This window comes from Paenibacillus marchantiophytorum (assembly GCF_014640555.1).
In the GTDB taxonomy this organism is placed as follows: Bacteria; Bacillota; Bacilli; order Paenibacillales; family NBRC-103111; genus Paenibacillus_E; species Paenibacillus_E marchantiophytorum.
In genome coordinates, this window is record NZ_BMHE01000001.1 from 169,199 (window position 1) to 194,541 (window position 25,343).

At 46.1% G+C, this 25,343-nt stretch carries 24 protein-coding genes; 6 read left to right on the plus strand and 18 right to left on the minus strand.

The window, feature by feature from the left end:
- Nucleotides 1-104: 104 nt before the first annotated feature.
- The 8 genes from IEY34_RS00815 to IEY34_RS00850 form a co-directional block, all read right to left on the minus strand.
- Nucleotides 105-1,067: an ABC transporter ATP-binding protein gene (locus IEY34_RS00815; RefSeq protein WP_189006246.1), complete on the minus strand. Its 963-nt coding sequence runs from the start codon at nt 1,065-1,067 to the stop codon at nt 105-107.
- On the minus strand, nt 1,060-2,097 hold the full coding sequence (locus tag IEY34_RS00820; RefSeq protein ID WP_189006249.1) for an ABC transporter ATP-binding protein: 1,038 nt from the start codon (nt 2,095-2,097) through the stop codon (nt 1,060-1,062). Before IEY34_RS00820 ends, IEY34_RS00815 begins: the two co-directional genes overlap by 8 nt.
- A 13-nt stretch (nt 2,098-2,110) precedes the next feature.
- On the minus strand, nt 2,111-3,043 hold the full coding sequence (locus IEY34_RS00825; protein WP_189006252.1) for an ABC transporter permease: 933 nt from the start codon (nt 3,041-3,043) through the stop codon (nt 2,111-2,113).
- 3 nt (nt 3,044-3,046) lie between these two features.
- Nucleotides 3,047-3,979 (minus strand): ABC transporter permease, encoded by a 933-nt coding sequence (locus IEY34_RS00830; protein WP_189006255.1) that lies wholly within the window; start codon nt 3,977-3,979, stop codon nt 3,047-3,049.
- A gap of 106 nt (nt 3,980-4,085) precedes the next feature.
- Nucleotides 4,086-5,768 (minus strand): peptide ABC transporter substrate-binding protein, encoded by a 1,683-nt coding sequence (locus tag IEY34_RS00835; RefSeq protein WP_189006258.1) that lies wholly within the window; start codon nt 5,766-5,768, stop codon nt 4,086-4,088.
- Between the two features lie 400 nt (nt 5,769-6,168).
- Nucleotides 6,169-6,570 (minus strand): DUF3397 domain-containing protein, encoded by a 402-nt coding sequence (locus tag IEY34_RS00840; protein WP_189006261.1) that lies wholly within the window; start codon nt 6,568-6,570, stop codon nt 6,169-6,171.
- A 13-nt stretch (nt 6,571-6,583) separates the two neighbouring features.
- The gene (locus IEY34_RS00845) at nt 6,584-7,537 is read right to left on the minus strand and encodes a ketopantoate reductase family protein (RefSeq protein WP_189006263.1); all 954 of its coding nucleotides are present in this window, start codon (nt 7,535-7,537) and stop codon (nt 6,584-6,586) included.
- Nucleotides 7,538-7,648: 111 nt separating this feature from the next.
- On the minus strand, nt 7,649-8,302 hold the full coding sequence (locus IEY34_RS00850) for an RsfA family transcriptional regulator (protein ID WP_189006266.1): 654 nt from the start codon (nt 8,300-8,302) through the stop codon (nt 7,649-7,651).
- A gap of 318 nt (nt 8,303-8,620) precedes the next feature.
- Here IEY34_RS00850 and IEY34_RS00855 point away from each other — a divergent pair, with 318 nt between their 5' ends.
- The gene (locus IEY34_RS00855) at nt 8,621-8,851 is read left to right on the plus strand and encodes a DUF2626 domain-containing protein (protein WP_028558057.1); all 231 of its coding nucleotides are present in this window, start codon (nt 8,621-8,623) and stop codon (nt 8,849-8,851) included.
- A gap of 51 nt (nt 8,852-8,902) precedes the next feature.
- Here the strand turns inward: IEY34_RS00855 and IEY34_RS00860 are convergent, their stop codons facing one another.
- On the minus strand, nt 8,903-10,027 hold the full coding sequence (locus IEY34_RS00860) for a class I SAM-dependent methyltransferase (RefSeq protein ID WP_229757427.1): 1,125 nt from the start codon (nt 10,025-10,027) through the stop codon (nt 8,903-8,905).
- 93 nt (nt 10,028-10,120) lie between these two features.
- On the opposite strand from IEY34_RS00860, the gene IEY34_RS00865 reads away from it, so the two are divergent.
- The 3 genes from IEY34_RS00865 to IEY34_RS00875 all read left to right on the plus strand — a co-directional run bounded on the left by IEY34_RS00865 (nt 10,121) and on the right by IEY34_RS00875 (nt 12,810).
- The gene (locus IEY34_RS00865) at nt 10,121-11,086 is read left to right on the plus strand and encodes a hypothetical protein (RefSeq protein ID WP_189006272.1); all 966 of its coding nucleotides are present in this window, start codon (nt 10,121-10,123) and stop codon (nt 11,084-11,086) included.
- 100 nt (nt 11,087-11,186) lie between these two features.
- The gene (locus IEY34_RS00870; protein ID WP_189006275.1) at nt 11,187-12,281 is read left to right on the plus strand and encodes a coiled-coil domain-containing protein; all 1,095 of its coding nucleotides are present in this window, start codon (nt 11,187-11,189) and stop codon (nt 12,279-12,281) included.
- A 37-nt stretch (nt 12,282-12,318) separates the two neighbouring features.
- Nucleotides 12,319-12,810: a hypothetical protein gene (locus IEY34_RS00875; RefSeq protein ID WP_189006278.1), complete on the plus strand. Its 492-nt coding sequence runs from the start codon at nt 12,319-12,321 to the stop codon at nt 12,808-12,810.
- A gap of 320 nt (nt 12,811-13,130) precedes the next feature.
- Here IEY34_RS00875 and IEY34_RS00880 read toward each other — a convergent pair whose 3' ends face one another.
- Nucleotides 13,131-14,462, minus strand: a complete 1,332-nt coding sequence (locus IEY34_RS00880; RefSeq protein WP_189006281.1) for a PhoH family protein — start codon at nt 14,460-14,462, stop codon at nt 13,131-13,133.
- Between the two features lie 112 nt (nt 14,463-14,574).
- Between IEY34_RS00880 and IEY34_RS00885 the strand changes: the two genes are divergently transcribed.
- Nucleotides 14,575-15,120: a YhcN/YlaJ family sporulation lipoprotein gene (locus IEY34_RS00885; RefSeq protein WP_189006283.1), complete on the plus strand. Its 546-nt coding sequence runs from the start codon at nt 14,575-14,577 to the stop codon at nt 15,118-15,120.
- A gap of 43 nt (nt 15,121-15,163) precedes the next feature.
- Here the strand turns inward: IEY34_RS00885 and IEY34_RS00890 are convergent, their stop codons facing one another.
- From IEY34_RS00890 to IEY34_RS00925, 8 genes are all read right to left on the minus strand, one after another.
- A complete protein-coding gene (locus IEY34_RS00890; protein ID WP_189006286.1) occupies nt 15,164-15,310 on the minus strand; it encodes a hypothetical protein in 147 nt (48 codons plus the stop codon).
- A 176-nt stretch (nt 15,311-15,486) separates the two neighbouring features.
- A complete protein-coding gene (locus tag IEY34_RS00895; RefSeq protein ID WP_189006289.1) occupies nt 15,487-15,768 on the minus strand; it encodes a hypothetical protein in 282 nt (93 codons plus the stop codon).
- 1 nt (nt 15,769) lies between these two features.
- On the minus strand, nt 15,770-16,210 hold the full coding sequence (locus tag IEY34_RS00900; protein ID WP_189006291.1) for a hypothetical protein: 441 nt from the start codon (nt 16,208-16,210) through the stop codon (nt 15,770-15,772).
- Nucleotides 16,211-16,234: 24 nt separating this feature from the next.
- Entirely contained in the window at nt 16,235-16,510 is a 276-nt protein-coding gene (locus IEY34_RS00905; protein WP_189007031.1) for a YlaH-like family protein, read from the minus strand.
- Nucleotides 16,511-16,654: 144 nt separating this feature from the next.
- Nucleotides 16,655-18,496, minus strand: coding sequence for a translational GTPase TypA (typA, locus tag IEY34_RS00910; protein ID WP_189006294.1), 1,842 nt, complete (start codon nt 18,494-18,496; stop codon nt 16,655-16,657).
- Between the two features lie 164 nt (nt 18,497-18,660).
- The gene (locus tag IEY34_RS00915) at nt 18,661-19,143 is read right to left on the minus strand and encodes a LiaF transmembrane domain-containing protein (RefSeq protein ID WP_189006296.1); all 483 of its coding nucleotides are present in this window, start codon (nt 19,141-19,143) and stop codon (nt 18,661-18,663) included.
- A gap of 101 nt (nt 19,144-19,244) precedes the next feature.
- Nucleotides 19,245-22,079, minus strand: a complete 2,835-nt coding sequence (locus IEY34_RS00920; RefSeq protein WP_229757399.1) for a VWA domain-containing protein — start codon at nt 22,077-22,079, stop codon at nt 19,245-19,247.
- A complete protein-coding gene (locus IEY34_RS00925) occupies nt 22,063-23,991 on the minus strand; it encodes a vWA domain-containing protein (RefSeq protein ID WP_189006299.1) in 1,929 nt (642 codons plus the stop codon). Before IEY34_RS00925 ends, IEY34_RS00920 begins: the two co-directional genes overlap by 17 nt.
- 137 nt (nt 23,992-24,128) lie before the next feature.
- On the opposite strand from IEY34_RS00925, the gene IEY34_RS00930 reads away from it, so the two are divergent.
- Nucleotides 24,129-25,337, plus strand: coding sequence for an MFS transporter (locus IEY34_RS00930; protein ID WP_189006302.1), 1,209 nt, complete (start codon nt 24,129-24,131; stop codon nt 25,335-25,337).
- Nucleotides 25,338-25,343 lie beyond the last annotated feature (6 nt).

Here is a 25,343-nt window from a genome sequence, read left to right on the forward strand (position 1 = left end):
TTGTACACGTAAGGCCAGCAATCGTCAAAACTGTATTTTAAATAATTACAATTGAATCAGCGATACGCTAAAAAGCCGCCCCTAATGGGACGGCCAGCAAACATTTAATACAGATGGCAAGCTACAAAATGGTTCGGTTCCACTTCTTTGGTAGGCGGCATCGAATCTGCGCACTTCGCCATCGCTTGCGGACAGCGCGTACGGAATGGGCAGCCGCTAGGCGGATTCAACGGACTCGGAACATCACCTTGAAGGATGATGCGCTCACGCGTACGCTCAATTTCCGGATCTGGAATCGGAATCGCAGACAGCAACGACTGCGTATAAGGATGCAGCGGTTTGGCATAAAGATCATCCGAAGTTGTTACTTCAACCAAATTGCCCAAATACATTACACCAATGCGGTCGGAAATGTGCTTCACCATCGCCAAGTCATGCGCGATGAATAAATACGTCAAGCCCATTTCTTTTTGCAGACGTTTGAACAAATTGACCACTTGCGCTTGAACTGAAACGTCCAATGCCGAGATCGGCTCATCCGCAATAATAAACTTAGGTTCAATCGCAAGCGCGCGGGCAATCCCGATACGTTGGCGTTGGCCGCCGGAGAACTCATGCGGAAAGCGGTTCGCGTGCTCATCATTCAGACCTACCGCGCGAAGCAGTTCCATCACGCGTTCTTTCCGTTTGGCCCCTTTGTAAAGACCATGGATGTCGATCCCCTCGGCAATGATGTTGCCTACCGTCATACGCGGGTTCAAGGAAGCGTAAGGATCCTGGAATACCATTTGCATATTGCGGTTAAAATCCTTTAGCTTCTTGCCTTTCATCTTATGAACGTTCTCGCCGTCGAAGATGACTTCCCCTTCGGTAGCGTCATAGAGATTGATAATCGTCCGACCAGCGGTAGATTTCCCGCAGCCGGACTCCCCTACAAGACCAAACGTTTCACCGCGGTTGATTTCAATGGAGAAATTGTCAACTGCTTTAAGAATCTTGCCGTTGCCAAGATTAAAATGCTTCTTCATATTTTTAATTTGGAGAATTGGTTTGTTTAGATTAGACATGTTGATGACCTCCCACTCCTACAGGACGTTCAACTTTCGGTGCATCCGGGTGCAGCAGCCAACATGCCGAACTATGTGTCTCCGAAAGCGTCGTATGTTCCGGATCCTCTTCCAAGCAATGATTCATGGCATATGGACATCTGGCTGCAAAAGCACACCCTTTTGGAGGTGCGAATAGATCTGGCGGCGTGCCTGGAATCGGAACAAGCTCATCATTGCTATTCGTATCCAAACGAGGCACCGAGCGAAGCAAGCCCCACGTATACGGATGTTGTGGATCGTAGAAAATTTCATCTACAGTCCCTTGCTCGACAATTTTACCTGCATACATCACGACAACTCTTCTAGCCATATCAGCTACAACACCGAGATCATGAGTAATTAATATAATGGAAGAATCCGTTTTCTCGGAAATCGTCTTCATCAAATCAATGATCTGAGCTTGAATCGTAACATCCAAAGCTGTTGTTGGCTCATCTGCGATAAGCAGCTTAGGTGAACAAGCCAGCGCGATGGCAATCATCACACGTTGACGCATTCCGCCGGAAAGCTCATGCGGATATTGATGAATACGCCCCTCTGGCGAGTTGATGCCCACCAGTTTGAGGATCTCGATCGCTTTCTCCATTGCCGCTTTCTTTCTCAAACCTTCGTGTTTGATCAAGCCTTCTGTAATTTGATCGCCGACTTTCATCGTCGGGTTCAGAGACGTCATCGGATCTTGGAAAATCATTCCGATTTCGGAACCGCGAATCTTCTCCATTTGTTTATTGGAAAGTTTGGTAATGTCCATTTTCCCATCAAACAGGATAGAACCGCTTTTTATATAGCTAGGCGGAGTAGGAATTAAACGCATGAGCGTTTGTGCCGTAACGGATTTCCCGCAGCCGGACTCACCTACAATCGCCAACACTTCACCTTTTTTCAAAGAAAAAGATACGCCGCGAACAGCTTGAACTTCCCCCGCATACGTTTGGAAAGAAACTCGCAAATCTTTAACTTCAAGCAAATTGTCTTTGATGCTCATCATTATTCACCCCTTCTTACTTGCGCATTTTTGGATCAAGCGCGTCGCGAAGCCCGTCGCCCAGCGTATTGAAGCTGATTAGGATCAAACTGAAAATCGCCGTTGGAATAAGCAAGCGATATGCGTATAAACGGATCACGTTTGCTCCATCAGATAACAAATTGCCGAGTGAGGCCAGCGGCGGTCTGACACCAAGTCCAATAAAGCTTAGGAAAGCTTCCGTAAAGATCGCCGAAGGTACAACGAACGTAATCTGTACGATAATGATTCCCAGTGCATTCGGGATCAGACTGCGCATGATGATTCTCATCGGAGAAGCACCTAATGTACGGGAAGCAAGTACGAATTCCTGCTCTTTCAGTGTAAGCATCTGACCGCGCACTAAGCGCGCCATCGGCACCCACCCTGTAATACTATAAGCCAAGATAATCGAGGAAATTCCTGAACCAATTACCATGATCAAAAGAATGGCGATCAGCAAAAATGGAATCGCATAGACAATCTCGATGGCACGCTGCATGAACTCATCAACTTTACCGCCATAGTAGGCAGAAATCCCGCCATAGATAACGCCGACCACTAAATCAATCAAAGCAGCCGTAATACCAATGAAAAGGGAGATTCGCGTACCGATCCAGACACGCGTCCATAAATCGCGACCGAAATCATCTGTTCCAAACCAATGATCAGCACTTGGCCAAGCATTTTTCAACTTCAAATTCTGCGTCTGATAATCATAGCTTGAGACCAGAGGTGCAATAACCGATAACAGGATTAATGCTACCAATATAATTAAGCCAGCCATAGCCAGTCTATTTTTCTTAAGTCGTCTCCATGCGTCCTGCCAATAATTGAGCGAAGGTCTTACAATTCTATCGCCAGCTATAGATTTATTTGATACGGGAGCAAACTTGAAGTTAGCCTCTGATGTGTCATTTGGAGTTTGCATGCGTTATTTCCCGCCTTTCCCAAGACGAATTCTAGGGTCTACAAAGCCATACACAATGTCTGTGATGAAGATTACCAAAATAAGGATGGCCGAATAGAAAATAGTTAATCCAGAAATCATGGTGTAATCATTGGAATAAACCGATGAAACAAAGTGTTTACCCAAACCTGGCACCGAGAAAATTTGTTCTACCACGAGCGTGCCTGTGATGACGTTTACAAATATTGGGCCGATAATCGTGATAACCGGTAAGATCGCATTGCGAATCGTATGCTTTACAACGACTGAAAAGTTGGTTAACCCTTTCGATTTCGCTGTTTTGATGTAGTCTTGATTCAGTACATCCAGCATGGAGGTACGCATTAAACGGGCCAGAATCGCAATCGTACCGAAGGATAACGCGAGTGACGGTAAGATCACATATTTGGGACCTTTCCATAAACCAGCGGGAAGTATGCCCCATTTGACCCCAACATAATAGGATAAAAGCGGTCCTAATACGAAGGATGGAATGGATACACCCAAAATAGCAATGAACATGGCTGTATAATCGCCTGCCTTATTATGTTTCAAGGCTGCAATAATACCAAGCGTCAAACCAACCACGATGGCAATAACAATGGCAATCAAGCCAAGTTTAAGGGAAGACGGGAATGCTTGCTTGATGATATCCGTAACTTTGTGAGCAGGAAATTGAAAGGAAGCTCCTAGATCGCCATGGATGATATTATTCATGAAAGTCAAGTACTGTTCCCATAATGGCTTATCCAAACCGTACTGCTTCAGCAACATCTCTTTCGTAGCTTTCGGAATCCGTTCAGCGCCTTCTCCAAGTGGATTACCTGGTAAGTTTTTCATCAATACGAATGTAAATGATGCAATTAGCCATAACGTGATAAGCGCATATAAGAAACGGCGAAGAATGAACTTAACCATATTGCTCCTCCTTTATTAAAATTAACAGTCGAGAAATTTAGAAGAGGCCGCTCCCACGAGGTGCGAACGGCCTCTTCTTGACAAGACTTGCTATTCAAAACTTAACTTACTTGATAGTAGCCCATTTCAATTCCCACTCTTGTCCGAAGGCAGGCAGGATCAGACCAGTAACATTTTCTTTCTTCAAGTAAGCACGAGTACGGAAGTACAGCGGCGCTACACCTTGATCATCCATCAAAATTTTCTCAGCATCGATCAATGCTTTGGAACGCTTGGAAGCATCAACTTCTGTTTGAGCGGATTTAATCAATTTATCGTATTCTGGATTGCTGTAGTCACCTTCGTCAAATTCTCCGCCAGATACCCACATATCCAAGAACGTCATTGGATCGTTGTAATCAGCACCCCATAGGGACAATACGATATCGAAATCTTTTTTGGAGGAAAGCTCGATGCGCAGAGCATGTGGAACTGGGTTCGCTACAGCATCATAACCAAGGTTTTGTTTCCATTGCGCCAAAATGAACTCGAGTGATTTTTTCGCAGTTTCTGTATCATCTGCATTCACTTTCATTTTTGGAAGCTCAGTTAAGCCTAGTTCTTTCAAACCTTCAGCAAGCAATTGTTTGGCTTTCGCCGCGTCGAACTTAGGTTGTGTTTCACCAGCAGATTTACGGAAATCTCCGCCAGCGCCGTCAGAAGTACCACCAGGTACTAGACCTGTGGAAGCAACGGAGCCGTTAGCAAGAACTGTATCTACATAAGCTTGACGGTCAATCGCCAGACCTAATGCTTGACGAATCTTCTTGTTGCCTAGAGCTGGAACTTTTTTCGTTTGGTACATCAAGTAGGAGTTCGTCAACTCTGGTTTAGGCAGGTTGTCAGGTTTACCTTTGTAAAGCTTCAGTTGATCGCGGTTGATTTCTGTCAAATCAGCTGCATCTGTTTCATATAAGTTAAGACCTGTATTGGAATCTTTAACGATGTTAGCTGTAACTTTGGTAAGCTTCACGTTAGCCGCATCCCAATATTTATCGTTTTTAACAAGTTCAAGCGTTTGACCGTGATCCCATTTGCTCAGAACGAACGGACCCGCACCAATTACTTTATCAACCTCAGCGCCGTATTTATCACCGGTTTTCGTAACGAAATCTTCTCTTTGCGGGAAGAATGTTGCGAAAGCAAGCAATTGTGTAAAGAACGCTACCGGTTTTTCAAGTTTAATTTCAAGTTGTTTATCATTGATTGCTTTTACACCAAGAGCATCTTGCGCTGCTTTGATTTCATCCGGTGTTTTTGCTTTCGTAACAGCTTCTCCACCTTTAATCCATGCAACGATGAAGCTGTATTGAGCTTTAGTATTAGGATCAAGAGTACGTTTGAAAGAATAAACGAAATCCTGTGCTTTAACAGGTTGTCCATCGGACCAGTTCGCATTGTCACGAATATCGAAAGTGTATGTCAAACCATCAGCTGAAATTTTAGGGAAATCTTTGGCAAGTGCTGGACTCGCTTTACCATCTTTATCTGTACGATAAAGTCCTTCGTTAAATGCGCCAAGGAATGTGAACGCTGCATTCGCCGTTGTTTTGGAGCTATCCATTACAGGCGGCTCAGCTGTAAAGTTAATTTTCAGCTCTTGTGGTTTGTTGGATGCTGGAGCTGCTGTACCTTTTGTATCCCCAGTAGGAGATGTTGAAGGACTTTCCTCACTTTTCGCACAACCAATTGCTACGCTACCCATCAGGGTTAATGCTACTGCTGTTGAAACCCACTTTGTCGCTTTCATAAAATTCCTCCTCTAAAATTATGTATGTCTAGACATCTATGGTTAGGTGTTTCGATAGGTTTACTCACATAAACATCACACCATTTACCAACTCCACCATGTAACCGCTTCATCAATGTTATAATATGTCACTCAAATCTATGGTAAAAAAATTTACTAGAGTCTACGCAAGGAATTATAACATATAACCAAACTTTGTCCACAATTAATTTACCTTTGGAAGAATAATGTTATAATAAAAGAATGAGAAAAAGTGTCTCACGGTTTCTAATTATACAACCATCGGTCAATAAAATCTAGACGAATTTCATTGTTATTTTCTACAAAACTGAAATAAATATTACAAAATATTAATAAAAAAAAGAATTTTTCTTGCGATTCCGGCATATCAAACAACTTGCTACGTCGAAAAAATGTAATTTTTTCCGACGTGCAAAAAAAACAACAGGATATACAAGGCCGATAATCCCAGAAAACCTAATCTCCAAACGACCCTGCTCACCCTCAATAAATCGGTTTGTCCTTTCATATGGGTTTGATAACCTCCAATAACGCCGAAAGCAATTAGCAGCACTAGGGTAATCAACCAAAAGCCAAAATGGGTATGAAACAGCTTATTCCACATGACTGAGACAGAGCCAAGTAAAAATAGGGTTGTAACATCCATCGTGAGTCTCGTTGTCATTTTTTTGTCACGCAGAAAAACATAAACCAAAAACCACAGTAGCGCAAACGTAATAAAAGGCGCCACTGTCAATACAGCATATAAGTTCAAAAACCAACTGGCTATTAGGTTCCACATAGTAATCACCTTCTTATTCTAGAGCTTTAACGAGAAGATACACGGTCTCGTGCGTTGGAAGCTTCATATTCAGCTTATTCGCTATTGCCAATAAGCTTCCGTTAATACGATCTATTTCCGTAGGTCGGGAATTCTCAATATCTTGCAGCATCGATGAATGATTTTGACTTGTAGCTGTGCAGACTCCCAGCAAACTTTCCCACAAGCGATCTGGAAGCGCTACGCCTTGTGCTAGGGCCACAGCATATGCTTCTTGATACAATGCTTCCATCAAAGACATCGACGAAGTCGTGTTCAGCAATTCACCATTCGTCACGCGCATAATAGCCGTAAGCGGATTGATAACAGCATTGATAATCAGCTTGCTCCATATTCTTACATCCATGTTCTTCGACATCTCCGATTGAAATCCTGCCTTCCCAAGCAGTTCTACTAACAAAAAATGTGCAGAAGGATCTATTTCTTCAGAATGCTGCATGGACCCTATGTAGGTTACGCCATGACCCGTATGCGAAACCCGTGTGAACCCATCTCGTCTTGCCCCTTCCGTAGTCACAGCGAGCAGCAAGCGATGCGAATCAATCACTTCACCCAGCTTCTCTTCATGACCCATCCCATTTTGAAAACAGAGTAGATAAGTCCGCTCATCCATGTGATTATCCAGGTAATCCACAAGCTCTTTCGTAATCGCAGGCTGTTTCACCATAAGAAAGATATAATCATAAGGTTTTGAGTTTGTGGCAACTGCCGCTTTTTGTTCTTCTTCTATAAAATAGCCAAATTCAAGGCTCTCATTTTGTTTTAGTTTTTGACATCCATCTGCGTCATTGAATTCAAGCCCCTGCCCAGCCAACTCCCCAGCTTGTTCTCTTGTCCTCGTAATTACCGTTAGTCGTTCACAATAGGCCGCCAGCTTCGCGGCAAACAACAGTCCCAAAGAACCCGCTCCGACAATCATTATACGCATTTAATCATCCCCTCACAGACCTTATTATACAGTAAAAAAGCTTCAGTCCAAGGGTTCACCCTGTTCCGAAGCTTCTATAATTAGGCATATCGTAAAGTTGAAGTTTCCTAACTAGTCTACTCTTTCTAAATTTCCGTTTGCATCCATCTTAAACCGCGGTTTCTCTTCTTCCGCTTCTTCCACTAAAAAGGCCATCTTGCGCGCTCGATCCATAATTTGAATCAACGCTTTATAATCGTCATTCACGACGCGATAATCCGTTTCAACTTCATTTACTTGCTTGTTCAGCTTGTTGTTTTCCCTGCCTAGTCTATCTAACTCATCCTCTTTGTCCTGCAGCTCTTTCTCCAAGCTTTTAATATGTCGATTCATATCTTGATACGTGCTTCTCCACTGTCGCAAGAACCGAATCACTGCGTCAATCGACAGCGTTTCTTCTGTAAATGATTCTGATTTCCCCTGCGATAACTCCGGATTATCCAATAGCCCAATGGAAGCCGAGCCAGAGATGGACACTGCCGCATGCTTCTTGAGCTGCGTTCTCTTTTGACGTTGCGCTTTGGCAATTTGTATGGCTGCTTCATATTTCTTTCTTACAAAGCTATTCCAGCGAAATCCACAAGCCGCCGCTGTACGTCCAATGCGTTCTCCAACTTCCTCAAACGCAGATAATTGTGTGCTGCCTTCTCGTATGTGACGCAGTGTCACTTCCGCTAAGATCAAGTCGTCTTCATCGCTCCAAGCATCTTGTCTAATTGCCGACATATGGTCAAACCTCCCAATCATAATGTACAGATGCAGTTAAAAGAAGAATCAATTCGTAGATAACAGGTATAAATTGATTCGTGCCATTAGTACTATTTCTATGCCCGTACTAGAGTTCATAGAATCTATTTGATACTAAATGGTATTGCCAAATTTTTTGACACTCATACATGGGATTCGGATAAAAAGACATACTACTACTATCTGATGAAATGTTTTGAATTTCGTCACCGTTTGACGGTTTACACCGCTCAGTTCAAAAGGTATAATGTGTTGTAGTTAAAGTGCAACGTGGTACGAGAGGGGGATGTAACGAGAATGGATCGCATGTTTCGGGTTCTAGGTTTTTGGACACTTGTTATCGCGCTTATGAGCTTAGCAGGCGATATGATACCTATGTCTCTGATTTTCTTTTTTCAAACAGCCGTATTCGTCATTCTAGGCTATATGCGCTTGTCAGAACGCACTTACATATTGTTGTTCTGGGGATATATGATTATTTCCTTCAGCGGCTTTACGTACTGGTCATTTTTCAAAATGTCCATCTAATTCCCACAACCTTAACAACAAAGCAAAAAGGTGGACCGCTTAGTCAGCGGCTCACCTTTTTTTCGTTGCAATAAAGACTTTGAATAGTTCACTCATATGATCACTGAGCAATAATTGCCGAATCGCACGATTTCTTTTGGAAACCTCGCTGAATGGATTCGGATCGAAGTGATCCTGCAGTTTCTGCAATATCCCCTGTTCTACCAGGAACTCCCGCTGCGTCTGGAGCGTGACATCCGCAAAGCCGCTCTGGAGTGCCACCTTTTCGATAAAACTAAAGTCTATATGAGCAGTCATGTCTTGTTCTCCTTGATGAATCCATGGATTATCATGAGCTTGATGCTGCCGATAACACATGAAAGTACCTTGATAGCGATGAGGAGCATATAGTTCAGCTTCAACATCTCCATAATCAATGACAAGCACACTTCCGCTTTCCATTCGACTAGCAATTCCCGCTATCCATGTCTCCGCCTCAAGATTAATCTCGCCGATTTGCCCGTCCAGCCATTGAACTTTACTTTGGGCAAGGAAGTCTAATAGACGTTCCGAGCGAATGGGACGCCAGAATTCTTGAAATTCCTGCTCTTCGTGGCGCCAATGGACATAAGATTCTTGAAAATCCGAGTTTTTATAGCGAATGCGATGAACAGGAAAGGCATCAAGAAGCTCGTTAGCAAGCACGTAGAGCTGCTCCCGAGGTTCTTGGGCAAGCCACTCCTCCGCTTGCGCAAACGTAATATTGGCAGCATGATCCTGCAGCGCTGTCCGTTGCAGTTCCCGGTGATAGGCGCTCGATTCAATCAATGTATAGCGGACCCGGTCATACAAGGCAGGGCTAGTGTTTTTTATTTCCTCCATAATATGAAGGGCCATCCGGCCAGACCCTCCTCCCCATTCAACAAGGTGAAGGACTCCCTGTTCACTTGAAGCCGAAGCTGCCTGTTTGGTTATAAAAGCAGCTATCATTTCACCCATTACAGATCCAATGAAGGAGCTCGTATAGAAATCGCCTTGTTTACCTATCTTAGGATTCTCATTGCGATAATATCCGTAGGGTTCACTGTATAGGCAAATTGCCATATATTCGCGAAAAGGTATGGCTTTATCATCATTTAAATCCATCGCATCTATGAGAGCATTCACCACTTCTGGGTGGCCCAACTGTTGTTTCATGTTCAAAGATCAACCTCCAATTGTTTACTTAAAGACAAACCTATAGGAAACCATTATAATAAAGTAGGATTATGGAAGGAGAGACAGAAAAGCATGTCAAAAAAGTGGGTAACTTTAACAGCCGTAACGGCGATCAGCCTTGTTTCGTTGACAGCCTGTACAGACAACACCAAAGTAAAAGAGGCTTTGGATCAAGCAATTAGCAAGCAAAAAGAAATGACATCGTACACATTCGATGGGGGTACTACGTTATCAATAAGCGATGGTTTGTTGAAATCATCCAACCCTTTAACTAATGGCCTATTATCGCTTGTCAAAGAAAGCACGATCGATTGGAAAGGGATCAGCAACGTGGAGCCCCTCCAATTTCAAACTGACTTGAAAATAACGCCTAAGGGCTCTACATCGCCTTTTGAGATACCAATTCTCATTAAAGATAGCAAATTGTATTTTAATATGCCAGCATTAAATAAGACAGCAGATGAGTTCTATGCCATTGATATGCAGCAATTAAGCCAAACTGGCAAAAGCCCTTTATCCCTGGACACTTTGAAAAACACATCGCAATTGTCAACATCGCTTAGCAATCTTGTATTCAGCGGCGTGGATGCCAAATGGTTCAAAGAAGCCAAAGAACCAGCCAAACTGAAGGATGGCTCTTCAGCCAAATCCATCAGCGTAGAACTCACAAGCAAAAATGAAAAAGAAGTCAATACCGCGCTGCAAGCCAAGCTGCCCGAATTTATTGGCACGCTGCAAACGAACGGCTTCCTCTCAACCGAACAAGCCGACCAGTTCAAGAAAACTCAGCTCAATGGTCTACAGCTTAAAGCGCCCAGCAAGCTAGTGGTCGCTATCGATGACAAAGGTTTTATCCGCGATCAAACAATCGATATCAACTTTACGGTTACAGCGGATGGCAAAGCACAAGATAATCACATCCTGCTTCACCAGAGCTACGAGGCTATTAATCAAGCATCACCGCTCACCAAAGAAGTGCCCAAAAACGTAAAGAGTTTCAATGATATTCTCAAATTAATCACACCGGCCAAGAAATAGATGTAAGGCAAATACTTACCTCTTCCCCAGAGGTAAGTATTTTTTTGTGCTTCATTTAATAGAAATATGATAATCTGTTCATAGGGGGAGAATTCGTTCAATGAAATATAAAATCATACTTATCCTAATGGCTGCTCTTTTACTTACACAACTCACCATTCCTTTGCATCCTGCACTCGCCGTTGAAACGAGCCCTGCAACGGATGAAGCCAAGGAACTCGTGCAGAAAGGACTTACCATTTTCGAGATCGACAAAGAAGTCAGCCGTTTAAATGAACAAGACGCCAAAATGGTTGTTCAAATTGGGCAAAATGAACAAGATATCGCCAAGCAGCACAGCAATGTTGAGAGCACTCGCAAACATGCCGGCAAAGTCATGAGAGCTTATTATACTGGAGACCGCGATTCTATCTGGATGCTGCTCTTCAGCGTCAGCTCCTTTGCGGATGCGCTGCGGATGTTTGAATATCTGCAAATGATTATCACGAACGATCATCGCGCTTTATCCACTTTTACGGACTCATTCAATAAATTAAAGAGCCTCAAGACAGAACTGGAAACCTCGCGAGCTGAGCTTCAGCAGACGAAAGATAAGTTCCTCTTACAGCGCGAACGCCTCGTAAAGCTCCAAGAGGAATTGGACAAACAATTGGCTGTCAGCGCCCAAGCACAAGTCATCCAGAGCCAAATCAAAAGCTTAAATGAGCAATGGAAGCAAGAAGGCGTCCCTTTATTCCGCGAGTACTTGAACAGCTTATCTACAGCTTTCCGTGAATTGCCGCAATACGTAACCAACGAAAGTAAATTTATGGACCTATCATCCATCAAGAACCCGGTTATCACCATCAGTGATACGGATTTCAATACGTATATTCACACCAAAAATGACCTTCTGAAAAATCTCAATTTCAAATTTGCTGATGGAAACATCGTTGCCAAAGGCAAAAAAGAGAATATCGAAGTTACTTTGGAAGGCAAGTTTGTGTTGAAAGAAAATCCCGATATGAATGAAGTCCGCTTCGTTGTGGAGAAGCTTGAATTCAATGGATTTACTCTGCCGGATACCACAATCGAAGATTTCACCAAAGAATTTCAGCTAGGTTTTATTCCCAAGAAAATAGTCAATTATCTCGATGTTGTTAGCGTCGAAACCAAAAATGGCGTCGCCGTAGTGAAACTTAAACTATCCCTGTAGACTAGCAGTGGATGCTAATGTAAAGTGAGGACTTCCCATGGAATCAAAAATTGGCTTGTTAATCGATTTGCCGGAAAGCAAGCTGCCCGGTTTGTATGCACAGATTACCAAAGCGCTCGCTGGCAGCATGGCATTATTCGATCACGACAACGAGATGTTGATCGTCAGTAATAAGGAACAACGAATAGCCGTATTGGCTGTTATCAAGGAGTTGGGCATCGAAGCGGATCTTATGGATCTTCGTCTGCTGCCACCTGATGCTGAGCTAACAGATCTCTTCAGCGATTACGGATTTACAAGCCACGCCGAGAACGACTACCTCTACGATAAATTAGTCGTTTCCTTCCGTTTTGCTCCAGGCAGCCCCCAGGCCGAAGTTGATCAAGCAGCTCTTCAGATGGAAGAGCACCTGCTCGCTCAGTACCAAGATGATGAAAACCGCGAAGTCTTTATCGCGGATCGGCAACTCGGAGAATTGATGCACGGTATCGCCAAGGCTTACCGCTGCCGCATCGAAATGCTTTCCTGACAAAGAAAAAACGGCTTCGCCGCCCCGAGAGATCAGCCTACTAGTAGCGACAAAACCTGTTAAGGGAACTAGAGGACGCTATATAGGCAAATAGCTGGCACGCTATGGTATTAGCGGAACTACAGGGTCTTATTTCCACGAAAAACGCTGAATTTGCCTTGAAACAGCAAAATAGCGGACTGAAGTTCCCTCACCCCCGCGATATGGATACTTTTGGCTAGAATAGCGGACTGTAGTTCCCTCTGTTCACTCCAAAACATATAAACTCTTTATTCCAAAAAAATCCCTCACCCCGCTTCCGGGATGAGGGATTTCTTATTTCAAAGCAAATCGGCTGCTAACTGCGCCAGATGTGAACGTTCACCACGTTCGAGCGTGATATGTCCGCTGATGCCTTCTTGCTTAAATCGTTCCACAACATAAGTCAGACCATTGCTGGAAGCATCCAAATATGGATGGTCAATTTGGTCAGGGTCGCCTAGGAGAACGATTTTACTGCCTTCCCCCACACGTGAAACAATTGTTTTCACTTCGTGTTTGGATAAGTTCTGGGCTTCATCAATGATAATGAATTGCCCAGGGATGGAACGTCCGCGAATGTACGTCAAGGCCTCAACTTGGATACTACCGAGTCCGGCAAGTATTTTCTCAATGTCTCCCGGTTTTTTGGTGTCGAACAAGTACTCCAAATTATCGTAGATCGGCTGCATCCATGGCCGCAGCTTTTCATCTTTTTCACCAGGCAGGTAACCAATATCTTTCCCCATCGGTACAACAGGCCGAGCAATCAACAACTTCTTGTACTTGCGATCATCCTCAATCTTCATAAGGCCCGCGGCTAATGTCAGCAGCGTCTTACCTGTACCCGCTTTCCCAGTCAGGGTGACGAGCGGGATATCGTCATTGAGCAGGAGCTCAAGAGCCATACGTTGCTGCGCATTGCGCGCGGCAATTCCCCAAATGGGATCATTGCTCATAAAGAGCGGTTCCAGTTTTTTGGCATCCGTAGTCACTTTCAGCAAAGCTGACTTGGAAGATCCAAGCTCATCCCGCAGAATAACAAATTCATTAGGATGCAGCATGTATCCCAGATTAAGCGAGGTAACCGTCAAGAAACGGTAGGAATAGAATTCATCAATGACAGAAGGATGTACGAAAAGGGTGATGTAACCGGTGTACATATCCGTTTGCGCCACAATGCGATCTGTTAAGTAGTCCTGTGCAGGAATACCGAGAACATCCGCTTTAATGCGTACTAATGTATCTTTACTTACGATCACAACCGGTCTAGGAACTTCATTCTCCTGCTCTTCCAAATGATAGTTGAGCGCGACCGCCAGGATTCGATTATCATTCGTTAATTCCGCAAATGTATCTTGCAGCTTCGCAAAGCTGCGATGATTGAGCTCCACTTTGATGCTGCCGCCATGTTCGAGCGTGATCCCATCGGATAAACTCCCCTTGGTTCTGAGACCGTCAAGCAATCTCGACACATGTCTGGCATTACGGCCAATTTCCTCCGCATTTCGTTTCTTCGAATCGATTTCCTCCAACACCACGGCGGGTATGACTACTTCGTTGTCTTCAAATGCGAATAAAGCATTAGGGTCCTGAAGCAGCACATTGGTATCTAACACGTAAATTTTTTTCATTGGTGTGTCCCCTCCCAGATTTGGCGTTAGATCATTGGTTATATTTGATGATACATACAACCTAGCTGCGCAGGACAAACTAAACGCGAGATTGAGGAAAGGATCGATTCTAGTGAGACTATTGTGCGTATTTGTGTTGGTACTGACCCTCGCGGTTGGCTGTAGTCAAGCGCCGAAAAGTGGTGCCCCCTCTCAAGATCCGAATCAAAGACAAGTGAAAGTACAACAGATCGCTCCACAAAAGCTCGAGATCAAAGATTCGAAAGCTGTTGCGCAGCGTTTGGAGCAGCTAGCCACCAGTATCCCTATGGTTGAGAGCGCGCATTGTGTTGTCTTCGGCAATACGGCAGTCGTGGGCATTAATATCAAGAAGGACTTGGATCGTGCCAAAGTGGGAACGGTCAAATACTCCGTTGCTGAGGCCCTCAAGAAAGACCCTTATGGTGTCAATGCGATCGTTACAGCCGATTTGGACTTAGACCAACGTCTGCGCAACATTCGGGATAACATCCAAGCAGGAAGACCAATTACCGGATTCGCTGAGCAAATGGCTGATATCGTAGGCCGTGTGATGCCACAGCTGCCGCGCGATATTCGCAATCCAACCCGTAATCAAGGACCTAATGACGCGAATACAACAGGTAATCCTACCCCTTAATTCGCGGAAAGATAACAAAAAGCCTGACTGCAAACATGCAGATCTAGGCTTTTTTTATCGCACCAAAAACTTGGCCGGGTGTAGACACGTTGACTCGGCTTACGCAAGTTTTCTCATATTCAGCTGTCATGATCATGAAGCGGGCGCGTACAATCATTTGCTCCGGTAGAGCTGGGATGTGTTCAGCCATATCGATTGCGCCTCCTACTAGGTGGTTGAAAACGCTGCTTACACTTACAGTATAGCATAGCCGGTGGCAAGCGTTCCACCTTTATGTATCTATTTTCAATGCATCGAAACACTCCTTTAATTACCAGATATACCTTATTGTACGTCTGATTCAAAAAGTTATGAGTCATTGTCCACTTATTGATTATTGTATATGGGATTTGAATTAATATCATCCAACAGCTTTTCTGCCGCTTCTCGTTCGAAGCTCTGTGTATGGCTGGCGCCTTCCCGTTCAAAGGCAATGTGAATTTTTCTGCGATCTTCTTCATTTATAAATTGAATTTGACGAACCCCATGATCTTCGCGCAAAATAAGCGCAAAAAAATCCAGGGTTTCTTTGGCTGCTTCATCATCAGGTCTTGCTTCATGAACGATATGCATTTGCAGCCAATTAAAGAATGTATCTTGGAGATTCAATTCAAACTCCATCCTCTCTGAGTAAAATAACGTCGCAACCAGATTCCAGCCATTGCAGCCACAGCTGCCTCCATTGCGCTTGGGGAGCCAGCTTGTCCGAACTGTCCTCTTCCTCTATGGCATTCACCAAATCCCAAACTTCCTGACGCCCAAGGAGACGGTCCAGAAAGGCCTCAGCACAGTGAGACAAGTGATAAGGATCACCATTGAAGACAACATCTTCAGAGTCCGACAAATCGAGCTCTATGAGGTCTGATCCACATACGTCCTCATCATCACTCAGTAGGAGACTAGCTTTATACATAGGCAGCAGCCTCGGATGCTTCTCCTGTGCTTGGGCTCGGAGAACCTCCAAGTCAGCAAGCGGCTTGCACTCCATGCGATCAGCACCTAAGACCAAAGGAGAATAGCTCTTAATCGGCGTTAACCAAAATCGCGTCATATATGCCTCCAGGACTAGAATCGATTACGTCGGCCGATTCCCGCTTCTTTTCTCAAAAAAGTATCGAATCCGCACTAGAAACATCAATGAAATGGCTACTGTTAAGCATAGAACGATCGGTAAACCAACTAATTGAAAACCAAGCAGCATAATAGAACCGATAGCCATCAATACATAAATTAACGCAGTTTTGAGTATTGGCAATTTGCGTGTGCGGAAAACTTTGTTATACACATAGGACATGAATATAAAGATTAACAAATACGTGATGTAAATGTGATTGCCAAACCATTCGTTTATTACGCTCACCGAACATACACTCCGTTTCTTGATTTAGATAGGTTTTAGATAGATTTAACCTTTATTATCGCTTATTCGCCCAAAAAAATAAAGGGAAATGCAGCACAATGGCTGACATTTCCCCTTTTAAGAAAACTTTGTGAATTATACGTTTGCTTCCGCTGTTTTGCGGTGTTTTTCCGCACGCTCGCGCTCGCTTTTGTTCAAAATCTTTTTACGGATACGAACCGATTTTGGTGTGATTTCACAATACTCATCATCATTCAAATACTCAAGCGCTTGCTCCAATGAGTACATACGAGGAGTTTTCATTTTGACCGTTTCTTCTTTGTTTGCAGAACGAATGTTGTTAACCGCTTTTTCTTTACAAATATTTACGATGATATCATTGTCACGCGTGTGCTCGCCAACAACCATTCCTTCGTAAACTTCTGTTTGCGGATGAACGAACAGAATACCGCGATCTTCGACGGAAAGAATTCCGTAAAGTGTAGAAACACCGGATTCACTGGATACAAGTACACCCTCGTGACGTCCACCAACACCTGCTCCTTGGTATGGACCGTAGCTGTCAAAAGCATGGTTCATAATTCCGTAACCGCGTGTAAGCGTCAAGAAGTTCGTTCTGTAACCGATCAAACCACGCGCTGGAATCAAGAATTCCAAACGAACGTTGCCGCTGCCATTGTTGATCATGTTCACCATTTCAGCTTTGCGTGAACCTAAGCTCTCCATAACGGAACCCATGCTGTCTTCCGGTACGTCGATAATTAGGCGCTCGATTGGCTCCATTTTTTGACCATCGATTTGGCGAATGATAACTTCCGGTTTGGAAACTTGCAATTCGAAACCTTCACGACGCATGTTTTCAATCAAAATACCTAAGTGAAGCTCACCGCGGCCTGACACGACGAACGCATCCGGGCTATCTGTATCTTCAACGCGCAAGCTTACATCTGTTTCCAACTCTTTGTACAAACGCTCACGAATTTTACGGGAAGTTACCCATTTGCCTTCGCGGCCTGCAAAAGGAGAGTTGTTCACGACAAACGTCATTTGCAGCGTTGGCTCATCAATTTTCAGTACTGGCAATGCTTCTGGATTCGCAGGATCTGCTACCGTTTCACCGATGTTGATATCTTTGATACCAGAAATCGCGATGATGTCGCCTGCTGCCGCTTCTTCGATCTCAATACGTTTCAAGCCTGTGAAACCGAAAAGTTTCTCGATTCTAGCTTGCTTCTGTCCGCCTTCACGCGTCATAACTGCAACCGTTTGGCCTTGACGAATTTTACCGCGGTTCACACGGCCTACACCGATACGACCCAAGTATTCATTGTAATCCATCAATGTAACAAGGAATTGCAGCGGTTGTTCAACATCCTCTGTAGGAGCTGGGATGTGGCTGACAATCGTTTCGTAAATGGCTTCCATGTTGGAATCTTGCTTCTCTGCATCAAGACTTGAAGTCCCTTGAAGAGCGGAAGCATAAACCACGTGGAAATCAAGCTGCTCGTCAGTTGCGCCAAGCTCGATGAACAAGTCAAGAACTTCATCCACAACTTCTTGAGGGCGTGCGTTTGGACGGTCAATTTTGTTAACAACGACAACTGGAGAAAGGTTGCTCTCCAGAGCTTTACGCAGAACGAACTTCGTTTGCGGCATGGTGCCTTCGAAAGCATCAACAACCAGCAATACGCCGTCTACCATTTTCATGATACGTTCAACTTCTCCGCCAAAGTCGGCGTGTCCAGGTGTATCTACAATGTTAATCAAGTAATCTTTATAGTTAATCGCCGTATTTTTCGCAAGAATGGTAATACCGCGTTCTCTCTCTAGATCGTTGGAATCCATTGCTCTTTCTTGAATAGCCTCATTATCGCGGAAAGTTCCGGATTGTTGAAGCAATTTATCTACGAGTGTTGTTTTGCCGTGGTCAACGTGTGCGATAATCGCAATATTGCGTATCTTGTCTCTTGCGTGCATGAATGTCAAACCCTCTCTACCCTATAATTTTCGTCTCTGTTCATAAAACAAGCGTCGGACATAAGCGCCGACGCTTGACATTTACACTTATTATACGCAGTTTATCGACATTATGCAAGATAAAAGCCAGCCAAATTAAAACTTTTACATTACGTTGACACTTGCTACCACACATTTCGCCGTCGGATTATCATAGCAACGCCTGCCAGAACAAGGATCAAAGCGATTACATAGATCCCTAAATGAAGCAGCAAAGTGAGCCCAAAACAAACTGCTGAAATGATTCCCAGTACCATGGCGCCAATCAAAACTCCCCGGTCGCTTCCGCGATCAAATAAGTGAAGTTCGTATAAACCGACAGCCACGCCCAAAATGAATCCAGGCCATAGATAACTCATGGAGCCCCATCCGAACACATTGCAATAAAAGAACATGAGTGCATAAGTCGTTAATATGCCGCCTGGCACGAGTACGCCTACAGGCAACGTCCGGTTAAAGAACAGGAAATGAAACAGCAGCCCCGGAATGAGCAATACGAGAGGCCAAAAAAAGGAAAGCACAAAATGGAAAAAACCGAGTTTCCCGAGCAGCAGAACGACGGCCAGGCCAATTAACAGGATACCGATGGAGTAGCTATTTCTAGCCAAACAAATCCCCCCCCTAATTCACTTGTCAATAGGGCATCCACATTCGACACCCTTCTACAAATAGTGTATCGCACCTGATCAGAAATTGCTAGCGTAAGCCGCTATTTCCGGCCCCGCCGTTTGGCTTCCAGCAAACGGCTCATGCCGTCCGGCGGCGCAGGCTCCGCCGCCGCCGTGGGAGCCGCAGCCTGCGTCGGCGGCTCCTCGGGAATGAGCCGCGGCTTCGCCGCCGCGGCCTCGGTCCGCTGCAGCTTGTGCTCCGCAAGCTGCTTGCGCTCCCGCAGACGCGCCATCGGCGTCTGCGCTAGGGGCAGCGGGCTCGCCGGAGCGGCTGCCCGCCTGCTGAACGCCCGGGCCCACAGGCCGGGCGGCAGCGACAATCGACGCGCTGCGATGTCGAGCAGCAGCAGCGCGAGCGCCGCCATCAGCAGGTACGCGCGGATGGGGGTCAACCGCTTCTGCGGTGCAGCAGCGTAAGCAAAGGCCATCTCCGGATGCTCCAGAGAGAGCATCCGTCCGCCGGTAAGCTCAGCAAGCTGCTGCAGCTTAACGAGCCCTTGTCCGTCCGTGATCCGATATTCCGGGGAATAAGGGATCACGAACCCTGTCGTCGAGCTGCCGACGACCCGCTTCTCCGCATCGGCTTCGCCGCTTGAAGCAAGCAGCTCGATTTTGCTCAAATATACGCCAGACTTATCCACAGGCAGTTGAGCGGAATAACTTCCTGGCGCTGTGGAAGTGAAAGCGACTTCCTGTTTATTTAAAGATTCATCCGTAACATTCACCCTTAACTCCTCTTGAATCGCGGAGCCGCTCCACTCTTGATTCCCGCTTGTCGCCTGCAGGACCAATTCATTGCCTTTCAACTGCGTGCGAAGCTCAATCGGCGATGCTTCAAATTGCGGAAATGTCCATTTGATCATGGAGGTCAGCATGTGCGTAAATCCCGGCCAAGTCACCCAGTTCGCTGACCAGGCGCCTGTTGCATCACTGGTCCAGGCGACAGTGCGGCCTGAGCCGTACTGCCACCTGGCCAGGATGGGGTCAGGCTCGGAACTGGCGAGGACTACTTCAGCCGCTTCTTTGGATGTTGTCGCAATATAACCATTCAGCACAGGAAGCCCCTGCCCCAGAAAGCTGCTCCAATCGGATCCGCCCGTCACAGCCGGCACAAAAGGCTGATTCACCACATAGGTCCGCGAGATCAAGACCGCTTCCCGACTGAAAATAGCCGGTATTGTCGTTTGGTCAACCGCCGCGTAGTATCTTCCCTTGGCCAGTTCAGCCAGATGGCTTAGCAGCGCTTGATCGGCATCTGTCCCAATGGCCACGGTGGACATGGTGATCTGCCCCTTCTGCATTTGCTCGGTCAGCGCTTCATAGCTTTGAGTCGTAGACGATTGTCCGTCCGTAAGCAGAATTATATGCTTGCGCTGCGCATCAATCTTCGAAAGCTTGGCATAGGCTTCCTCTACAGCCGTGTAAATTTCCGTACCGCCATCAGCGGGGATCGCATTAATCTTTTGAATGACACTGGCTTTGTCTGTCAATTTCTGAGGATCTACGAACCACTGCGGCGATCCATCAAAACCAAGTACGCCCAGTGTATCCTTCTCTCTCAGCAAATCAACGGTGCGTGACGCGGCTTCTTGGGCCAGTTTTATTTTGTCGCCGGACATACTGCCCGATTTGTCCATCACGAGTACAATGCCCAATGACGGAATCTCCCTTTTCCCGCGAAGGTCCATGTACACAGGCAGGGCTCGTTCAATCGGCGTTTTGAAATATCCCCCCAAGCCGTAGCTGTTATCTCCCCCCAGCATCACGAGTCCAACACTGTAATCGCGAACGGCTTGCTCGATCATCTCCATTTTGATCTGCGGAATTTGGGTAGCCGCTACATTATTCAGGAGAATGCTCTGGTAACCCGTATATGTGACAAAATCATTGGAAAGAAGCTCGGGTACGATCGTTTCATAAGGAATAAGCGCCGACTGCAAAGCTCCTTCCACATTTTTGGAAATGCCAGCAGTCCCTTCTACAATAAGGACTTTCGGCGGTCCTTGGACGCTGCTGAAGCCATAATGCGTATTATTGGCAGACTGTTCATCACCTTCCAGGTAAACCTCGGCCCGATATCGATGAAAGCCCGGTTCTTTGGCTAACGATTGGAAGGCAAATCGGTTCTCGCCCTTATTCAGTTGAACGGACTGAGCCGTCATCTCCCGATTGTCTTCGAATACCCGCAATTGCGCAGGAGCCGAAGCCGTCGATCTTATAACAACTTCAACCGTATAGGCTTCTGCTTGATACAGTTTCTCAGGCAGCCGAACCGCCTCAATAGCAGCATCTCGCCGCTCTTTGCCGGCCAAGGGAACCACATCTACACGGATTCCACGATCGCGCAATAGCTTGCCTTGACTTAGCAGCTCTCCTACATTTTCTTCGCCATCTGACAGGAGGATGATTCGCCCCGTATTATCGCCAGGCAGAAGCCCGGCTGCCAATTGCAAGCCCGAGGCTACATTAGAAAACTGCGGATTCGATTTTGCTGTCATTTGAAAACCATCCAGCGGTCTGCTGTCTACCGGCTTCTCAATGGAAGCCTGCAAAGCCATAGAGACGACTCCCGCTTCGTCTTTCTCGGAACCGCGCGCTTTCGCTGCCGCTTGAATCCAAGCCGCTTCATTCCCATCTTGCTTCACACTATCCGAGCGGTCAACAGCGAACACGATGCTTTTGTGATGCAGTCCTGTCGTCAACTGCGGTCCAGCGAGCGCGAATACGAGAAGCAACAGCAAGAAGGTTCGGAGACCGATAGCCAGCTTTTTACGAGCACCCTGAAGCCTGTGCAAACTTATCCACAACCAGCCTATGTAGATAGGCAGAAGCAGCAGAAGCCCCAAAATGGACCAATGATCAACCAGAATTCCCACGTCGATACACCTCCCATTCGAAGACCATCACCATCAGCAAGGCTATAATAAGCCAAGGAATAAGGTCAATTAGGTCAAGTACCGTTTCACTATTTGTAGCATTCTCAGCTTTGCTTGCCTGTGTGGCAATCCTATTCAATTGATTTTCTTCACTGGCCTTATTGTTGGATTCACTAGCGTCCATGACGACAGCTAACTTGCGAACCTGCAATTCTTCACCTGCCGCTCCATACTCAGCGAATTCATACAAACCAGGCAGGCTTGGCACCTTTTGAACAGGGGATAATGCTTCCTTCGAACGCTCTGCTGCCTGTTCCTCACCATTGTTCCTATCCGTCTTCCACACCGCTTTCAACGTTTCAGGGTGAAAGGTCATTTCAATTCGTTCATCGGCTGTGACACGTCCCAGATTGCCACCTTGTTGTTCAGTCAACCAGGACACGGCATTTTGCACCATCACCGGAAATTCAGAACGCAGCGGGAAGTCCGATTGTTCCAGTGAAAAGGCAAACCTCAGCTTGGTTCGCCCGTTTTCCGAGCCTGCCAGCACCAGCGGGAAGTCTTTGGCCGAAATGATCGCTTTTTCCCATGGCCTTGGCTGTCTTTTCTGCGCCTGCATAATATGGACATCCTGCAAATGCAAATAGCGCGTTACCGGATGCTCCATAACGGTAAAATCAGCGACATTTGGAGTTGCATCCGAAGATTCGGCATGTGATGCAAACTGCCAAATTGGTTTGGACATCAGCAATTGCTGCCATTTAGCTGTCTTAAGATCTGCCTCCTCGATCCCGTCCAGAACAATCAAATCTGGCGTAACATTAGCCGGCGCCGGATATAACCCGTCTTTGTCCTTCTGAATTTGCAGCACATCTGCCTTGGCTAAAGCGAGCGCTTTGTGCAGAAATAAATTGCCTTCGCCAACATAAGCGATCTGGATTCTGCCTGTTCCTTCCGGGAAAGCGTAAGCCACATTATCCGCTTCGAGGGCATCGGGTGCAGCCAATTGGATCTGGTAAACCCGTGCAGCCGGCAAATTCTCAAGATACAGTGATTTTTGTTCTCCTGCCTTGAGCGCCAAAGATTCCGTGCGAACCTCAGATATATCCGTCGATAGTTTTGTCTTTACCGTGACAGGCGTTATCCCCCAATTCTTCAAAACTGCTACAGCACGGAATTGTTCGCCATTCTGGCTGCCTTTCACGCCAAATTGGGTAATGGCCACATTCCCCATGTCAGAATCCACACGCGCTCCATTGGTTATGGAAACGCCTGGTTCCTGGATACGAACAGGAATGGCAAATGATATGCCTTCCAGGTTGTCCGTCCATTGACGATCCGTATAGATACGCACTTCACCATCCTTCTCTTCACGGGTTAAGGCAGAGGCTAACGAAATCGCTTCTTGTGCATGCGTATGTCCATAAAATGGCGAAACCCGATGCAAGGCCGCCTCGAGTGCAGCAATATCTGCCGTTCGCTGCACAAGCAATTCAGGCTGATCTTTCATAACCAGCAAAGAATAACTGCTGCCCTTTGCTTCTTTTCGCGCATAATCAAGAATAGCTTGTTTGGCGGCTTCCAGTCTTGTTCCCTGTTCCAAGCGCGCTTGCATGCTGGCTGAGGCATCCACGACGAAAAAGATATGCGCCTTTGCCTTTTGCTGACCTTGCACAAATGGCTGCATGATAGCAAGGATCAGCAGGATTGCCGCTATAAGTTGAAGGAATAGCAGAAGATGTCTGCGCAGCCGCTGCCATGGCTTGTTGGCTTCCTGTTCTCGGAGAATTCGCTGCCACAGCATATGGCTGGATACCTCGGTATCCTGATATTGACGTTTCAGCATATACAGCAGCAGGATAACCGGAATTGAAAGCGAGAACCATAGCCCGCTTAAAGTTGCGAATTGCATGAGTACTCTCCTTTCTGGCCGTGATGGACGTTTCCTTACGTCTTGCGTTCATTGTCCTCATCTTGGGCATACTACTTCGCGTAGACTTGTTTTTCCCTTGTCTAACAACTTTGCTTATGAACAACATCGGAGGTATCATGGCGCCAATATCTAAACAAGATAAGAAACAAAAGCCCTTATGGACCAAAGCTTTTCTAATTACATCCTTATCCAATCTATTGCTCTTCTTTAGTTTTCAGATGCTCATTCCAACCATCCCGACCCATGTATCTGAGTTAGGAGGAAGCGACGTTCAGGTTGGTTTGGTTATTGGCGTTTTTACGATTTCCTCGTTGTTGACCCGGCCTTTCGCAGGTCGAGCACTCGATTTGCTGGGGAGAAAACATGTCCTGCTTGTCGGCCTTGCGATCTGTGCTTTAACGATTGCCGGATACTCTTATATGGCCGCCATTGCCCTCATTCTTGCGGCCCGCTTCGTGCATGGCATCGGTTGGGGCATGTCCACAACCTCTCTCGGCACGGTCATCGCCGATATTATTCCGCCTGAGCGGAGAGGTGAAGGCATGGGCTATTATGGTCTTTCGAATACGTTCGCCATGGCTCTCGCGCCGCTGACAGGTCTATGGATTATGAGCACGTACGGTTTCCCTCGCGTACTGCTTATCTCCACGATTCTTGCCTTGCTATCTTTGTTTAGTTCTTTATTTATTACGTATAACAAACCTCAGCCTCTCGAAAAGTCGGCTCAACCGCCAAAACTCATAGATCGGTTATGGGAACGATCGTCTCTGCTTCCTTCCGCTCTCTTGCTCTGTACAGCCATTTGTTACGGAGGCATTGTGACCTTCATCACCCTGTTTGGCCATGAAGCCGGCATTTCGAATGTAGGTTGGTTTTTCTTGTGCAACGCGTCAATGGTGCTGCTTATTCGGCCCATTACCGGCATCCTTTTTGATCGAAAAGGACCAGCTTGGGTGCTTTTTCCCGGCGCACTCTTCACGATTGTCGGACTGCTCCTGCTCTCTTACGCGCATTCCGAATTAAGTCTCGCTATCTCTGCGCTTTGCTATGGCGTCGGCTTCGGATCCTTGCAACCAGCCTTGCAAGCGTGGACGATCGCACGTGCCGAACCCAGCCGCCGAGGCGCAGCCAATGGCACCTTCTTCTCCGCCAATGACCTGGGCATCGGCCTAGGAGCTATGGCTCTGGGGGCAATTGCGACCAGCAGCGGGAGCTATGCCTTTATGTATCGCTGTTCCACCGTTCTAATCATCATCTTCATCCTGATTTACGGATGGTGTTTCTGGCAAACCCGGCGCGGCACCTTGCAATTCGCTCACAAGTGAAAGCTC

Coding starts and splice junctions, on each gene's coding strand:
- IEY34_RS00815 (WP_189006246.1), bottom strand. CDS start 1,067: ATGTCTAATCTAAACAAACCAATTCTCCAAATTAAAAATATGAAGAAG.
- IEY34_RS00820 (WP_189006249.1), bottom strand. CDS start 2,097: ATGATGAGCATCAAAGACAATTTGCTTGAAGTTAAAGATTTGCGAGTT.
- IEY34_RS00825 (WP_189006252.1), bottom strand. CDS start 3,043: ATGCAAACTCCAAATGACACATCAGAGGCTAACTTCAAGTTTGCTCCC.
- IEY34_RS00830 (WP_189006255.1), bottom strand. CDS start 3,979: ATGGTTAAGTTCATTCTTCGCCGTTTCTTATATGCGCTTATCACGTTA.
- IEY34_RS00835 (WP_189006258.1), bottom strand. CDS start 5,768: ATGAAAGCGACAAAGTGGGTTTCAACAGCAGTAGCATTAACCCTGATG.
- IEY34_RS00840 (WP_189006261.1), bottom strand. CDS start 6,570: ATGTGGAACCTAATAGCCAGTTGGTTTTTGAACTTATATGCTGTATTG.
- IEY34_RS00845 (WP_189006263.1), bottom strand. CDS start 7,537: ATGCGTATAATGATTGTCGGAGCGGGTTCTTTGGGACTGTTGTTTGCC.
- IEY34_RS00850 (WP_189006266.1), bottom strand. CDS start 8,302: ATGTCGGCAATTAGACAAGATGCTTGGAGCGATGAAGACGACTTGATC.
- IEY34_RS00855 (WP_028558057.1), top strand. CDS start 8,621: ATGGATCGCATGTTTCGGGTTCTAGGTTTTTGGACACTTGTTATCGCG.
- IEY34_RS00860 (WP_229757427.1), bottom strand. CDS start 10,027: ATGAAACAACAGTTGGGCCACCCAGAAGTGGTGAATGCTCTCATAGAT.
- IEY34_RS00865 (WP_189006272.1), top strand. CDS start 10,121: ATGTCAAAAAAGTGGGTAACTTTAACAGCCGTAACGGCGATCAGCCTT.
- IEY34_RS00870 (WP_189006275.1), top strand. CDS start 11,187: ATGAAATATAAAATCATACTTATCCTAATGGCTGCTCTTTTACTTACA.
- IEY34_RS00875 (WP_189006278.1), top strand. CDS start 12,319: ATGGAATCAAAAATTGGCTTGTTAATCGATTTGCCGGAAAGCAAGCTG.
- IEY34_RS00880 (WP_189006281.1), bottom strand. CDS start 14,462: ATGAAAAAAATTTACGTGTTAGATACCAATGTGCTGCTTCAGGACCCT.
- IEY34_RS00890 (WP_189006286.1), bottom strand. CDS start 15,310: ATGGCTGAACACATCCCAGCTCTACCGGAGCAAATGATTGTACGCGCC.
- IEY34_RS00900 (WP_189006291.1), bottom strand. CDS start 16,210: ATGACGCGATTTTGGTTAACGCCGATTAAGAGCTATTCTCCTTTGGTC.
- typA (WP_189006294.1), bottom strand. CDS start 18,496: ATGCACGCAAGAGACAAGATACGCAATATTGCGATTATCGCACACGTT.
- IEY34_RS00925 (WP_189006299.1), bottom strand. CDS start 23,991: ATGCAATTCGCAACTTTAAGCGGGCTATGGTTCTCGCTTTCAATTCCG.
- IEY34_RS00930 (WP_189006302.1), top strand. CDS start 24,129: ATGGCGCCAATATCTAAACAAGATAAGAAACAAAAGCCCTTATGGACC.